A 12,905-nucleotide genomic window follows, 5' to 3' on the forward strand; every position below is an offset into this window, starting at 1 on the left:
GCTGTCTCTTGATCACAAGTCTGACTCAAGAGATTTTGCTAAATCGTAGCCTTCCAGGATGGCTTGTAACTTAAGCCATCCTTGCCATAACACTTTCACAGATGCACGCCCTGTGCGCTTGGTATCTTTCCAGCCTCCTAACTTTGCCAGTTCCTGATACGCCCATGACATATTTGGAGCAGTTTCAGGCAATGGTGTTTTTATTCTCTTTAACCACAATAACTTCCATGCTTTGGGAGATAACAGTTGTTCACAACTTGGAGAATCAGGCTGCTCATTGGTGAACTTTAGTTGCAATATTCGCGTCGCAATAAAGCCATTAATCGTCACCAATCTTTCCATGTTATCTTGGCTTTGAAGGCGTAAACTTTCGATATCCGTACCATCACTTTTCCAGACTTTATGGTATTCCTCTACAAGCCAACGGTGCTCATAGTAGGTGATGATAGCTAAAGCGTCTTCTTTGCTGGTGACTGGTTCACTGGTTAATAGGTGCCAGCTTAAGCCGTTCTCAGCGTTTCCTCGCTCTGCACAGCCGACATAGTAAACTGGGAGGGAGTGTCCTTTCTTATTGTAAGGCGCTTTGAGTGTCACTGGCGCATAGGTGATATCCAGTGTTGCGCTTCGGGCTTTTCTTCCTCCTTTTTGTGCAATGTGGATGTGTTTGGTGCCTGCACTCATCAGCTCGCTTGCAAACGCATAGAGCTTATCCTCACCTTCTTCAATATGACGACTTTGCATCGAGCGTACGACGAATCGTTGCTGCTCGCTCAGTTTATACTGCAAGTATTCGTAGATGTCCGCTTCGCGGTCACACACCGATATCACGTTCGCCATTTGTCCTTGCAGCCGCTCTGCCATCGCTCGTGACGCTGACTCCCACTTGTAACTTTCTTTTTCTTCGTAAGAAGTCGTCGCGTGTTTTTCTCTTTTTCCAATCGTGTTGATATCACGACTCCAGCGAGACTGTTCAATTAATCCCACAACTTGCTTTGTGTCTGGCGCAAACAGTAATACGCTATGAGCTAACAAGCCTCGTTGTTTTGCTCCTCGTCCGACATGACCCAAATCATCTCGAATGGAGGAATGTTTATAAATTAGTGTGGTCGTGTCTTCTAATGCGAGTAATAAGTTATGACTTTTTGCTTGTTCAACCGTGGCTTTAAAGCCTGACTCTGCTATAGCCGTTGCGTCAATATTCTCGTTGCGAATAAAGCGGTAGGCACCTTCCATATCGGCGGGGGATTGAGTGATGTTCACAAGTGGTTTTCCTGGTTCATTTGCAAGCGTTGATGCTAACTTTACCAGACGCGCTGTTCTTCTTGGATCACCTAAGTCCGATTTACCGAATTGTTGTTTTGCCCAATGAGTATGTTCGTTAATCATAATGTGCCCTCAAACAAGATTTGAAGATCTGATCATGACATTGAGATTTAGTTCAAAAAAATCCCCGCTAATTTCTTAGCAGGGATTTGTGTATAAGAGACAGCTTATATAGTGCCTTGTTTGTTTTGTAACCACCTGTAAAATAGCTACATAGCCGTAATTACTCAACTTTAATAACCGTACGCTCTAAATTAATTAAAAAATAACCTATCACTACCCCCTCAATGCTGGTACAATTGCCCGCCCTTAAGAGACAACTCGTTTGTTTTTTGATTGGGATTTAATCGAAATGTCTGATTTTTAAACGAATTTTAGACACGTTGTAATTACTACACCGGAGGTCATTAACATGATCCAAATGCAAACTCAGCTGGAAGTTGCTGATAACAGCGGCGCTCGCAAAGTGCAGTGTATAAAAGTCCTTGGTGGTTCACACCGTCGCTACGCAGCGATTGGCGACATCATTAAAGTTTCTGTAAAAGAAGCTATTCCTCGCGGTAAAGTGAAGAAAGGTGATGTTAAAAACGCGGTAGTTGTGCGTACCAGAAAAGGTGTTCGCCGTCCAGATGGTTCTTTGATCCGTTTTGACAGCAACGCGGCTGTTATCTTAAATGATAACTTGCAGCCAATTGGTACACGTATTTTCGGCCCTGTGACTCGCGAACTTCGTAATGATAAGTTCATGAAAATCGTTTCACTAGCCCCAGAAGTACTGTAAGGAGCCAATCATGGCAGCAAAAATACGTCGTGATGACGAAGTAATCGTACTAGCAGGTAAAGACAAAGGTAAGCGCGGAAAAGTGCTTTCAGTTGTTACTGAATCTGGTCGAATCTTTGTCGAAGGCATAAACTTGATCAAGAAACACCAAAAGCCGGTTCCACAATTGAACCAAGCTGGCGGCATTGTTGAGAAAGAAGCATCTATGGATGCATCAAACGTTGCGATCTTCAACTCGGAAACGAGTAAAGCTGATCGTGTAGGTTTCAAGATTGAAGATGGTAAGAAATTACGTATCTTTAAATCTACTGGTAAAACTATCTAATAGTTGGAGTAGAATGATGGCGAAACTGCATGAAGTATATAAAGACAAAGTAGTTGCGGAACTTCAAGAGAAGTTTGGTTTCAGCTCTGTCATGCAAGTCCCTCAGATCGAAAAGATCACATTGAATATGGGCGTGGGCGAAGCCCTAGCTGACAAGAAGATTTTAGATAACGCAGTAGCGGATCTAGCAGCAATCTCTGGTCAGAAACCTCTAATCACTAAAGCACGCAAATCTGTTGCTGGCTTCAAAGTGCGTGAAGGTTACCCGATTGGTTGTAAAGTAACCCTACGCGGCGAGCGTATGTGGGACTTTTTTGAGCGTTTGGTATCAATCGCTATCCCACGTATTCGTGACTTCCGTGGCGTAAGTGCTAAGTCTTTTGATGGACGTGGCAACTACAGCATGGGCGTACGTGAACAAATCATCTTCCCAGAAATCGATTACGATAAAGTAGACCGTGTACGCGGTATGGATATTACTATCACTACTTCTGCGAAATCTGATGAGGAAGGCCGTGCGTTGTTAGAAGCGTTTAACTTCCCATTTAAGAAATAAGGGTAGGGTTATGGCAAAGAATTCTATGAAAGCGCGCGAAGCAAAGCGCACAAAACTAGTTGCTCAGTTCGCTGAAAAGCGCGCGGCACTAAAAGCTATCATCAGTGATGTTAATACATCTGAAGATGATCGTTGGGACGCGGTACTTAAGCTACAAGCTTTACCTCGTGATTCTAGCCCTGCACGTCAACGTAATCGTTGTAACATTACGGGCCGCCCACATGGTTTCCTTCGCAAATTCGGCATGAGCCGTATTAAAGTTCGCGAAGCAGCTATGCGCGGTGAAATTCCTGGCCTTAAAAAGGCTAGCTGGTAATAGAATCATGGGAGTAAGACTATGAGCTTGCAAGATCCTATCGCGGATTTGTTTACACGAATTCGTAACGGTCAATCAGCGAAGAAAGTATCTGTAACGATGCCAACTTCAAAGCTGAAAGTAGCATTAGCTAAAGTACTAAAAGACGAAGGTTATATCGTAGATTTCGCCGTTAACGGTGAAACTAAACCTGAGCTTTCTATCGAGTTGAAGTACTTCGAAGGCAAAGCTGTAATTGAAAATATCCAGCGTGTAAGTCGCCCTGGTCTACGTATCTATAAGAAACGTGACCAATTACCTAAGGTAATGGGTGGTCTTGGTATCGCTATCGTATCAACTTCTAAAGGCCTAATGACAGACCGCACAGCACGTAGTGCTGGTGTTGGTGGTGAAATCATTGGTTTTGTAGCTTAATCGGAGGGGAACTATGTCTCGCATAGCAAAGGCACCAATTACTGTTCCTGCCGGTGTAGAAGTTACATTAAAAGGCCAGGAAATCACAGTTAAAGGCAAAAACGGTGAACTTACTCGTACTATCAACAACGCTGTTGAAGTACAAGTTAATGACAACGTTATTACTACTTTACCTCGTGATGGCGTAGCTAATGCATGGGCTCAAGCAGGTACTGCTCGCGCTCTAATCAACAACATGGTTGTTGGTACGCATGAAGGTTACGAGAAGAAACTTCAGTTAGTAGGCGTGGGTTACCGTGCTGCAGCTAAGGGTAAAACATTAGATTTAACTCTTGGCTTCTCACACCCAGTTAATTTCGCAGTTCCTGAAGGAATTACGATTGAAACTCCAAGCCAAACAGAAGTTCTAGTTAAGGGCGTAGATAAGCAGTTAGTTGGTCAAACAGCTGCTAACATTCGTGCATACCGTAAACCTGAGCCTTATAAAGGTAAGGGTGTTCGTTATTCAGATGAGAATGTACGCCGTAAAGAGGCTAAGAAGAAGTAAGGTAAGACGATGGATAAAAAAACAGCTCGTCTACGTCGTGCTAAACGCACTCGTAGAAATTATATTGAACAAGGCACAACGCGTCTTGTTATCCACCGCACGCCACGTCACATATACGCTCAAGTAGTAAATGCTGAGGGTAATGTACTGGCTGCTGCTTCTACTGTTGAAAAGGCTATTAGCGAAACAGTTAAAGGCACCGGTAACGTTGAAGCTGCGCAAGCAGTTGGCAAAGCGGTTGCTGAACGTGCGGCTGACAAAGGCATCGAAAAGATTGCTTTTGATCGCAGTGGCTTTAAATATCACGGCCGTGTGAAGGCGCTAGCTGATGCTGCGCGTGAAGCCGGTTTGCAATTCTAGGAGTAGACTATGGCTAACGTAGAAGCAAAGCAACAACAGCCTGATCTAGCTGAAAAGCTAATCGCGGTGAACCGTGTGTCTAAAGTAGTTAAAGGTGGTCGTATCTTTAGCTTTACTGCACTAACTGTAGTTGGTGATGGCGCAGGTAAAGTAGGTTTCGGTTATGGTAAAGCACGTGAAGTTCCAGCTGCTATTCAAAAAGCAATGGAAAAAGCACGTCGTAACATGATCAACGTAGACCTAAATGGCAACACATTACAGCATCCTGTTAAGGGACGTCATGCTGGCTCACTAGTGTTCATGAAACCAGCATCTGAAGGTACTGGTATCATTGCAGGTGGTGCTATGCGTGCAGTACTAGAAGTTACTGGTGTGCAGAACGTACTTTCTAAATGTTACGGTTCTACTAACCCGATCAACGTGGTACGTGCAACGATTTCGGCTCTTGAGAATATGAATTCTCCACAGTCAATCGCTGCTAAACGTGGCCTTCGCGTAGACGAAATACTGGGGTAACCATGGCAAATCAAACTGTAAAAGTAACACAAGTAAAAAGCTCTATCGGTCGTTTACCGAAACATAAAGCTACATTACGCGGTCTTGGTTTACGTCGTATCAACCACACTGTTGAGTTAGAAGACACAGCATGTGTACGTGGTATGATAAACAAGGTTTCTTACATGGTTAAGGTAGAGGGTTAATTCGATGCATTTGAATACACTTTCACCTGCTGCAGGTTCAAAAACTGCTCCAAAACGTGTTGGTCGTGGTATCGGTTCTGGTCTAGGTAAGACTGGCGGCCGTGGTCACAAAGGTCAAAAATCACGTTCTGGCGGCAAAGTACGCGTTGGTTTTGAAGGCGGTCAAATGCCTATGCAACGTCGTCTACCTAAATTTGGTTTTACTTCTCGCAAATCTTTAGTATCTGCAGAAATAAACCTTTTTGAAATCGCTAAAGTAGAAGGCGATGTGGTAGACCTAAGCGCGTTACAAGCAGCTGGTCTAGTTAAAAAGAACGTTCTTTTCGTTAAAGTTGTTAAATCTGGCGAAGTTTCACGCGCTGTTACCGTTAAAGGCCTTAAAGCCTCTAAAGGTGCTCGCGAAGCTATTGAAGCTGCCGGAGGCAAGGTAGAAGACTAAGGAAGTACTAATGGCTAAACCAGGTCAAGATACAAAAAGTGCACAAGGTGGACTTTCGGAATTGAAGCGCCGATTACTCTTCGTATTGGGTGCTATCATAATTTACCGTCTAGGTTCATTTGTGCCGATCCCTGGGATTGACGCCGCTGTACTTGCCGATTTCTTCGAGCAACAAAAGGGCACCATTGTTGAGATGTTCAACATGTTCAGTGGTGGTGCACTTGAGCGAGCTTCAGTGTTAGCACTGGGTATTATGCCGTATATCTCGGCTTCGATTATTACGCAACTATTAACGCATATGTATCCTCCGTTTATAGAGCTTAAGAAAGAAGGTGAGCAAGGGCGTAAAAAAATTAGCCAGTACACACGCTATGGCACGCTTGTGCTAGCTACTATTCAATCAATCGGTATTGCTTCTAGCTTACCGGGCATGATGGAGGGGTTAGTTGTTAACCCTGGTATGGGTTTCTATTTCACCGCAGTGGTGAGTTTAGTAACTGGTACTATGTTCCTTATGTGGTTGGGTGAACAAATAACAGAGCGTGGTATCGGTAACGGTATCTCTGTTCTAATATTTGTTGGTATTGTAGCTAACTTGCCGTCTGCTATTGGTTCGACAGTCGAAATGGCGCGCCAAGGTGATTTGAATGTTTTTGTACTGTTGATGGTTGCGGTAATCGTATTCGCTGTTACTTATCTTGTAGTGTTTTTCGAACGTGGACAACGTCGTATTGTTGTTAACTACGCTAAACGCCAACAAGGTCGTCAAGTATTTGCTGCTCAAAGCACGCATTTACCACTAAAAGTAAATATGGCGGGTGTTATTCCACCAATCTTCGCTAGCAGTATAATTCTGTTCCCTGGTACAATTGCTAGCTGGTTCGGCCAAGGTGAAGGTCCAGTCGCTGATGTATTACAAGCTGTTGCTACTACGTTGACCCCAGGTCAACCGTTGTACTCACTTGTTTTAGCTGCGGCTATTATCTTCTTCTGCTTTTTCTACACAGCGTTGGTTTTTAACCCACGTGAAACAGCAGATAACCTTAAGAAATCTGGCGCATTTATCCCAGGTATTCGTCCAGGTGAGCAGACATCTAAATACATTGATAAAGTGATGACACGCCTGACATTGGCAGGTGCTTTGTATATAACCTTTATCTGTCTGGTGCCTGAATTCATGACGATGGCGTGGCAAACGCCATTCTACTTCGGCGGTACATCAGTTTTGATTATCGTTGTAGTGATCATGGACTTTATGGCACAAGTACAGACTCACCTGATGTCTCATCAGTATGATTCTGTGCTGAAAAAAGCGAACCTTAAAGGCTACGGTCGATAAGGTCAGTTTACGGAGTTGAGCAATGAAAGTACGTGCTTCCGTTAAGAAAATATGCCGTAACTGTAAAGTTATTAAACGTGCTGGTGTAGTACGCGTAATTTGCAGTGAGCCTAAGCATAAGCAAAGGCAAGGTTAAGTAAACAGCGTGCAGGCTGAGTTCTCTCGGCCTGTGTTTTTAGTAGTAATTTGGTCTTCGTTTGAGTATCCTTACGGGCTTTTCAAACAGATGATTACCAAATTCGAATATAGGAGATGTGTTAGTGGCCCGTATTGCTGGCATTAACGTCCCTGATCATAAACATGCAGTTATTGGTTTAACAGCTATTTATGGCATAGGTAAGACTCGCTCTAAGGCTATCTTAGTAGCGACTGGTATCGCCGAAACCACAAAAATCGGTGAACTTTCAGACGAAATTCTTGACGTACTGCGTGATGCAGTTGGCAAGTACACTGTTGAAGGTGATCTTCGTCGTGAAGTTACTTTAAATATCAAGCGCCTTATGGACCTTGGTTGTTATCGTGGCCTACGTCACCGTCGCTCTTTACCACTACGTGGTCAAAGAACTAAGACTAACGCGCGCACCCGCAAGGGTCCTCGTAAGCCTATTAAGCGATAAGGGGATAGTATTATGGCTAAGACACCAATTCGTCGTAAAAAGGTTAAAAAACAAGTTGCTGATGGTATGGCTCATGTTCATGCGTCTTTCAACAACACTATTGTAACGATTACCGACCGTCAAGGTAATGCACTATCATGGGCTACTGCCGGTGGTTCAGGTTTCCGTGGTTCACGTAAATCTACACCATTTGCTGCTCAGGTTGCTGCAGAGCGTGCAGGTACTGCTGCTCAAGAATACGGTTTAAAAAATCTAGAAGTTTTCATCAAAGGTCCAGGTCCAGGTCGTGAATCTGCTGTACGTGCTTTGAATGCTGCTGGTTACCGTATTACCAACATTACTGACGTGACGCCTATACCACATAATGGTTGTCGTCCACCGAAGAAACGTCGCGTTTAACAATAGGTTAGGAGAAATAACATGGCAAGATATTTGGGCCCTAAGCTCAAGCTGAGTCGTCGTGAAGGTACTGACCTGTTCCTTAAGAGCGGCGTAAGAGCTATCGACTCTAAGTGTAAACTTGAGACTGCACCTGGTCAGCACGGCGCCCGTAAAGGTCGTTTATCTGATTACGGTTTACAATTACGTGAAAAGCAAAAAGTACGTCGTATATACGGTGTATTAGAAAAGCAATTCCGTAACTACTACAAAGAAGCTGCTCGCCTTAAAGGTAATACAGGTGAAAACTTGTTACAGCTTTTAGAGCAACGTTTAGACAATGTTGTATATCGCATGGGTTTTGCTAGCACACGTGCAGAAGCACGTCAGTTAGTAAGCCATAAAGCGATTTTAGTTAATGGTCGTGTTGTGAACATTCCTTCATACGTAATTACTCCAGAAGATACTGTTGTAATCCGTGAGAAGTCTAAGACACAAGCACGTATCATCGCTGCTCTAGAGTTGGCTGAGCAACGTGAAAAGCCGACTTGGGTTGAAGTTGACGGTAAGAAATTGGAAGGCAGCTTTAAGCGTCTACCTGAGCGTTCAGACCTGTCTGCGGACATTAATGAACAACTAATCGTCGAACTTTACTCTAAGTAAAGTTAAGAGTTAAGAGAGGATAAAATGCAGGGTTCTGTTACAGAATTTCTAAAACCAAGGTTAGTCGACATCGACGCTATCAACCCAACGCGTTCTAAAATAGTTTTAGAACCATTAGAGCGTGGCTTTGGCCATACTCTGGGTAATGCTTTACGCCGTATATTACTTTCATCTATGCCTGGATGTGCAGTAACTGAAGTTGAAATCGACGGTGTATTACATGAGTACAGCGCGAAAGAAGGCGTTCAAGAAGACATCATTGAAATACTATTAAACCTTAAAGGTTTAGCAGTAACGTTAGAAGGCAAAGATGAAGTTTTTCTGACCCTGACTAAATCTGGTGTAGGCCCTGTTACTGCGGCTGATATTCAGCACGATGGCGATGTAACAATTGCTAATCCAGATCACGTTATTTGTAATTTAACTACAAATAACAGCGAGATCAGCATGCGTATTCGTGTTGAACGTGGTCGTGGTTATGTGCCGGCATCTAGTCGTTTATCCTCTGATGACGATGAGCGTCCAATTGGTAGATTGTTGCTTGATGCATCATTTAGCCCAGTTGAACGTATTGCGTACTCGGTTGAATCAGCTCGAGTTGAGCAACGTACAGATTTAGACAAGTTAATCATTGATATGGAAACAAACGGCACTTTAGATCCAGAAGAAGCGATCCGCCGTGCGTCTACTATCTTAGCTGAGCAATTAGATGCATTCGTAGATTTACGTGATGTAACTGAGCCAGAAGAGAAAGAAGAGAAGCCAGAATTCGATCCTATTCTACTTCGTCCAGTTGATGACCTTGAATTAACAGTACGCTCAGCAAATTGTTTGAAAGCCGAGCAAATTCAATATATCGGTGATTTAGTTCAGCGCACTGAAGTTGAGCTTCTTAAAACACCTAATTTAGGTAAGAAGTCTCTAACTGAAATTAAAGACGTGCTAGCTTCACGTGGACTTTCTCTGGGCATGCGCCTAGAAAATTGGCCACCTGCAAGTTTAGCTGAATAATCTAAATCACTATATTAGTTTAGTTAGAAGGATAGGGTCATGCGCCATCGTAAGAGTGGTCGTCAATTAAACCGTAACAGTAGCCATCGTAAAGCGATGTTTAGCAATATGGCAGGTTCTTTGGTGAAACATGAAATCATCAAAACTACTTTGCCTAAAGCGAAAGAGTTACGTCGTGTAATTGAACCTTTAATCACACTGGCTAAGACTGACAGTGTAGCAAATCGCCGTTTAGCGTTTGCTCGCACGCGTGATAATGAAGTTGTTGGTAAATTATTCAGTGAAATCGGTCCACGTAACGCGGATCGCCCAGGTGGTTACACTCGTATTCTTAAGTGTGGCTTCCGTACTGGTGATAATGCACCAATGGCTTATATTGAACTAGTTGGTCGCCCAGCGACTAGCGAAGCAGTTCAAGAAGACGCACAGTCTGCAGAGTAAGTCTTAAAGAAACCTAAAAGCCGAGCCTATGCTCGGCTTTTTCTTGCCTAAAATTTGTCAAACTATATGAACCAGTAATTACCTTCTATTATGGGCAATGACTCATAGATTCTGAATTGATAAGTTGTTTTGACAGCTGCTTTAATAGCTCTACCTAATTACTCTTTATTTACCATTCATTCAAAATAGCCTATCAGATTCTAGTTAAAGATCATTTCCACTATATATTGTGATTTACAGCTATTAATAATACCGCCGCGAATTGAGCTACAATTAGAGCAATCCCTAACGAAGTTTCTACTTATAGAGCTGATTAAAAGATATAACGTGCGTACTCTTATAAATATACCGGTACTAAGAACCTCAGAGTAAAGTTAACCATTACGGCCTAAGTAAACTTCCTCCTAAAATATGTAAAACTATTATTAAACATAGGCTGATCAATTTAATTCTCAACTTTTGATTGATTTAAATGATTATAGGAATACGACTCTTGCTCTATTGATTGTTTTTTCCGCATCGATGATCGAAATGTGTCTCTACCCGTTAGTAGTTGCCACAACTTTCATTTCAAATAGCCCTATGAACCTATTAATAATAGTAGTTTAGTTGTGTTTTTGAGCGTTTAGCTCAAATACTCAGCGAACAGCACATTATTTCAAGTTTTCTTCAAAAAAGGGTTGATCTGTTTTCGGATCTCCCTATAATGCGACCCCACTGAGACGGGAAACGCCAACGCATAGCGAGGCACGAACAACTCAGGGTGTTAAGTAAAACTTAGTTTGAATCTTTTTAGAAAGTTTAAATTTAAGTGTTGACAAAAAAATAGGAAAGCGTAATATGCGCAGCCCTAGCGAGATAAAGTTTAACTTTATAATCGCAACGTTCTTTAACAATATAAAGCAATCATCTGTGTGGGCACTCGTACAGATTGAGTTCTAACAGCCAACCTACTTAGGTAGCGAGGCAAACAAATTTAGAGTCTCAATTGAAAACTGAGTGACCAACAGAATAGTTATTTCGGTAATTATTCGGCACAGTCAATTCAATATCGAAAGATATTAAAATAAATTCAGAATTCATTGAGCTGTCGAAAGACATAAAACTTTTTAATTGAAGAGTTTGATCATGGCTCAGATTGAACGCTGGCGGCAGGCCTAACACATGCAAGTCGAGCGGTAACAGAAAGTAGCTTGCTACTTTGCTGACGAGCGGCGGACGGGTGAGTAATGCTTGGGAACATGCCTTGAGGTGGGGGACAACAGTTGGAAACGACTGCTAATACCGCATAATGTCTACGGACCAAAGGGGGCTTCGGCTCTCGCCTTTAGATTGGCCCAAGTGGGATTAGCTAGTTGGTGAGGTAATGGCTCACCAAGGCGACGATCCCTAGCTGGTTTGAGAGGATGATCAGCCACACTGGGACTGAGACACGGCCCAGACTCCTACGGGAGGCAGCAGTGGGGAATATTGCACAATGGGCGCAAGCCTGATGCAGCCATGCCGCGTGTGTGAAGAAGGCCTTCGGGTTGTAAAGCACTTTCAGTCAGGAGGAAAGGTTAACGGTTAATACCCGTTAGCTGTGACGTTACTGACAGAAGAAGCACCGGCTAACTCCGTGCCAGCAGCCGCGGTAATACGGAGGGTGCGAGCGTTAATCGGAATTACTGGGCGTAAAGCGTACGCAGGCGGTTTGTTAAGCGAGATGTGAAAGCCCCGGGCTCAACCTGGGAACTGCATTTCGAACTGGCAAACTAGAGTGTGATAGAGGGTGGTAGAATTTCAGGTGTAGCGGTGAAATGCGTAGAGATCTGAAGGAATACCGATGGCGAAGGCAGCCACCTGGGTCAACACTGACGCTCATGTACGAAAGCGTGGGGAGCAAACGGGATTAGATACCCCGGTAGTCCACGCCGTAAACGATGTCTACTAGAAGCTCGGAGCCTCGGTTCTGTTTTTCAAAGCTAACGCATTAAGTAGACCGCCTGGGGAGTACGGCCGCAAGGTTAAAACTCAAATGAATTGACGGGGGCCCGCACAAGCGGTGGAGCATGTGGTTTAATTCGATGCAACGCGAAGAACCTTACCTACACTTGACATACAGAGAACTTACCAGAGATGGTTTGGTGCCTTCGGGAACTCTGATACAGGTGCTGCATGGCTGTCGTCAGCTCGTGTTGTGAGATGTTGGGTTAAGTCCCGCAACGAGCGCAACCCCTATCCTTAGTTGCTAGCAGGTAATGCTGAGAACTCTAAGGAGACTGCCGGTGATAAACCGGAGGAAGGTGGGGACGACGTCAAGTCATCATGGCCCTTACGTGTAGGGCTACACACGTGCTACAATGGCGCATACAGAGTGCTGCGAACTCGCGAGAGTAAGCGAATCACTTAAAGTGCGTCGTAGTCCGGATTGGAGTCTGCAACTCGACTCCATGAAGTCGGAATCGCTAGTAATCGCGTATCAGAATGACGCGGTGAATACGTTCCCGGGCCTTGTACACACCGCCCGTCACACCATGGGAGTGGGTTGCTCCAGAAGTAGATAGTCTAACCCTCGGGAGGACGTTTACCACGGAGTGATTCATGACTGGGGTGAAGTCGTAACAAGGTAGCCCTAGGGGAACCTGGGGCTGGATCACCTCCTTATACGATTTAGAACTTATTTGTTCGTAGTGTCCACACAGATGATTGTTA

Annotated in this window: 18 protein-coding genes and 1 rRNA gene; 18 read left to right on the plus strand and 1 reads right to left on the minus strand. The window is 43.9% G+C overall.

Annotation, left to right across the window (positions count from 1 at the left end; all coding sequences use genetic code 11):
* Window positions 1-12: 12 nt before the first annotated feature.
* The gene (locus GQR45_RS20825; RefSeq protein ID WP_096058041.1) at window positions 13-1,386 is read right to left on the minus strand and encodes an IS4 family transposase; all 1,374 of its coding nucleotides are present in this window, start codon (window positions 1,384-1,386) and stop codon (window positions 13-15) included.
* 349 nt (window positions 1,387-1,735) lie between these two features.
* On the opposite strand from GQR45_RS20825, the gene rplN reads away from it, so the two are divergent.
* The 18 genes from rplN (at window position 1,736) to GQR45_RS20915 (ending at window position 12,857) form a co-directional block, all read left to right on the plus strand.
* Window positions 1,736-2,104, plus strand: a complete 369-nt coding sequence (rplN, locus tag GQR45_RS20830) for a 50S ribosomal protein L14 (RefSeq protein WP_002959498.1) — start codon at window positions 1,736-1,738, stop codon at window positions 2,102-2,104.
* A 10-nt stretch (window positions 2,105-2,114) separates the two neighbouring features.
* Entirely contained in the window at window positions 2,115-2,429 is a 315-nt protein-coding gene (gene rplX / locus GQR45_RS20835; RefSeq protein ID WP_002959496.1) for a 50S ribosomal protein L24, read from the plus strand.
* 16 nt (window positions 2,430-2,445) lie between these two features.
* Window positions 2,446-2,985, plus strand: coding sequence for a 50S ribosomal protein L5 (rplE, locus tag GQR45_RS20840; RefSeq protein WP_010554915.1), 540 nt, complete (start codon window positions 2,446-2,448; stop codon window positions 2,983-2,985).
* A gap of 10 nt (window positions 2,986-2,995) precedes the next feature.
* Window positions 2,996-3,301, plus strand: coding sequence for a 30S ribosomal protein S14 (rpsN, locus tag GQR45_RS20845; RefSeq protein WP_010554914.1), 306 nt, complete (start codon window positions 2,996-2,998; stop codon window positions 3,299-3,301).
* Between the two features lie 21 nt (window positions 3,302-3,322).
* Entirely contained in the window at window positions 3,323-3,715 is a 393-nt protein-coding gene (rpsH, locus tag GQR45_RS20850) for a 30S ribosomal protein S8 (RefSeq protein ID WP_007584660.1), read from the plus strand.
* Between the two features lie 13 nt (window positions 3,716-3,728).
* Entirely contained in the window at window positions 3,729-4,262 is a 534-nt protein-coding gene (gene rplF / locus GQR45_RS20855) for a 50S ribosomal protein L6 (RefSeq protein ID WP_002959488.1), read from the plus strand.
* Window positions 4,263-4,271: 9 nt separating this feature from the next.
* Entirely contained in the window at window positions 4,272-4,622 is a 351-nt protein-coding gene (gene rplR, locus GQR45_RS20860; protein ID WP_002959486.1) for a 50S ribosomal protein L18, read from the plus strand.
* Between the two features lie 9 nt (window positions 4,623-4,631).
* Window positions 4,632-5,138, plus strand: a complete 507-nt coding sequence (rpsE, locus tag GQR45_RS20865; protein ID WP_002959485.1) for a 30S ribosomal protein S5 — start codon at window positions 4,632-4,634, stop codon at window positions 5,136-5,138.
* Between the two features lie 2 nt (window positions 5,139-5,140).
* A complete protein-coding gene (gene rpmD, locus GQR45_RS20870; protein WP_002959482.1) occupies window positions 5,141-5,323 on the plus strand; it encodes a 50S ribosomal protein L30 in 183 nt (60 codons plus the stop codon).
* Window positions 5,324-5,327: 4 nt separating this feature from the next.
* Complete coding sequence (gene rplO / locus GQR45_RS20875) at window positions 5,328-5,762, plus strand: 50S ribosomal protein L15 (RefSeq protein ID WP_002959480.1); 435 nt, start codon at window positions 5,328-5,330, stop codon at window positions 5,760-5,762.
* A gap of 10 nt (window positions 5,763-5,772) precedes the next feature.
* On the plus strand, window positions 5,773-7,101 hold the full coding sequence (gene secY / locus GQR45_RS20880; RefSeq protein WP_007584663.1) for a preprotein translocase subunit SecY: 1,329 nt from the start codon (window positions 5,773-5,775) through the stop codon (window positions 7,099-7,101).
* A 22-nt stretch (window positions 7,102-7,123) separates the two neighbouring features.
* Complete coding sequence (gene rpmJ, locus GQR45_RS20885; RefSeq protein ID WP_002959476.1) at window positions 7,124-7,237, plus strand: 50S ribosomal protein L36; 114 nt, start codon at window positions 7,124-7,126, stop codon at window positions 7,235-7,237.
* A 124-nt stretch (window positions 7,238-7,361) separates the two neighbouring features.
* Window positions 7,362-7,718, plus strand: coding sequence for a 30S ribosomal protein S13 (rpsM, locus tag GQR45_RS20890; protein WP_007584664.1), 357 nt, complete (start codon window positions 7,362-7,364; stop codon window positions 7,716-7,718).
* A gap of 12 nt (window positions 7,719-7,730) precedes the next feature.
* Entirely contained in the window at window positions 7,731-8,117 is a 387-nt protein-coding gene (gene rpsK, locus GQR45_RS20895; RefSeq protein WP_002959471.1) for a 30S ribosomal protein S11, read from the plus strand.
* A gap of 21 nt (window positions 8,118-8,138) precedes the next feature.
* Window positions 8,139-8,759 (plus strand): 30S ribosomal protein S4, encoded by a 621-nt coding sequence (gene rpsD / locus GQR45_RS20900; RefSeq protein ID WP_002959461.1) that lies wholly within the window; start codon window positions 8,139-8,141, stop codon window positions 8,757-8,759.
* A 24-nt stretch (window positions 8,760-8,783) separates the two neighbouring features.
* Complete coding sequence (rpoA, locus tag GQR45_RS20905) at window positions 8,784-9,770, plus strand: DNA-directed RNA polymerase subunit alpha (protein WP_002959452.1); 987 nt, start codon at window positions 8,784-8,786, stop codon at window positions 9,768-9,770.
* A gap of 39 nt (window positions 9,771-9,809) precedes the next feature.
* Window positions 9,810-10,211 carry a 50S ribosomal protein L17 gene (rplQ, locus tag GQR45_RS20910; RefSeq protein WP_002959450.1) on the plus strand — a complete coding sequence of 134 codons (402 nt, stop codon included), beginning with the start codon at window positions 9,810-9,812 and terminating at the stop codon, window positions 10,209-10,211.
* 1,110 nt (window positions 10,212-11,321) lie between these two features.
* Window positions 11,322-12,857: ribosomal RNA gene (locus GQR45_RS20915) — 16S ribosomal RNA — on the plus strand.
* The last annotated feature ends 48 nt before the right edge of the window (window positions 12,858-12,905 follow it).

Source organism: Pseudoalteromonas sp. SA25 (assembly GCF_011378705.1).
GTDB classification, from domain to species: domain Bacteria; phylum Pseudomonadota; class Gammaproteobacteria; order Enterobacterales; family Alteromonadaceae; genus Pseudoalteromonas; species Pseudoalteromonas arctica.

What these genes read in the sequence shown, in the direction of transcription:
- GQR45_RS20825 (WP_096058041.1), bottom strand. Translation starts at nt 1,386, where the DNA reads ATGATTAACGAACATACTCATTGGGCAAAACAACAATTCGGTAAATCG.
- rplN (WP_002959498.1), top strand. Translation starts at nt 1,736, where the DNA reads ATGATCCAAATGCAAACTCAGCTGGAAGTTGCTGATAACAGCGGCGCT.
- rplX (WP_002959496.1), top strand. Translation starts at nt 2,115, where the DNA reads ATGGCAGCAAAAATACGTCGTGATGACGAAGTAATCGTACTAGCAGGT.
- rplE (WP_010554915.1), top strand. Translation starts at nt 2,446, where the DNA reads ATGGCGAAACTGCATGAAGTATATAAAGACAAAGTAGTTGCGGAACTT.
- rpsN (WP_010554914.1), top strand. Translation starts at nt 2,996, where the DNA reads ATGGCAAAGAATTCTATGAAAGCGCGCGAAGCAAAGCGCACAAAACTA.
- rpsH (WP_007584660.1), top strand. Translation starts at nt 3,323, where the DNA reads ATGAGCTTGCAAGATCCTATCGCGGATTTGTTTACACGAATTCGTAAC.
- rplF (WP_002959488.1), top strand. Translation starts at nt 3,729, where the DNA reads ATGTCTCGCATAGCAAAGGCACCAATTACTGTTCCTGCCGGTGTAGAA.
- rplR (WP_002959486.1), top strand. Translation starts at nt 4,272, where the DNA reads ATGGATAAAAAAACAGCTCGTCTACGTCGTGCTAAACGCACTCGTAGA.
- rpsE (WP_002959485.1), top strand. Translation starts at nt 4,632, where the DNA reads ATGGCTAACGTAGAAGCAAAGCAACAACAGCCTGATCTAGCTGAAAAG.
- rpmD (WP_002959482.1), top strand. Translation starts at nt 5,141, where the DNA reads ATGGCAAATCAAACTGTAAAAGTAACACAAGTAAAAAGCTCTATCGGT.
- rplO (WP_002959480.1), top strand. Translation starts at nt 5,328, where the DNA reads ATGCATTTGAATACACTTTCACCTGCTGCAGGTTCAAAAACTGCTCCA.
- secY (WP_007584663.1), top strand. Translation starts at nt 5,773, where the DNA reads ATGGCTAAACCAGGTCAAGATACAAAAAGTGCACAAGGTGGACTTTCG.
- rpmJ (WP_002959476.1), top strand. Translation starts at nt 7,124, where the DNA reads ATGAAAGTACGTGCTTCCGTTAAGAAAATATGCCGTAACTGTAAAGTT.
- rpsK (WP_002959471.1), top strand. Translation starts at nt 7,731, where the DNA reads ATGGCTAAGACACCAATTCGTCGTAAAAAGGTTAAAAAACAAGTTGCT.
- rpsD (WP_002959461.1), top strand. Translation starts at nt 8,139, where the DNA reads ATGGCAAGATATTTGGGCCCTAAGCTCAAGCTGAGTCGTCGTGAAGGT.
- rpoA (WP_002959452.1), top strand. Translation starts at nt 8,784, where the DNA reads ATGCAGGGTTCTGTTACAGAATTTCTAAAACCAAGGTTAGTCGACATC.
- rplQ (WP_002959450.1), top strand. Translation starts at nt 9,810, where the DNA reads ATGCGCCATCGTAAGAGTGGTCGTCAATTAAACCGTAACAGTAGCCAT.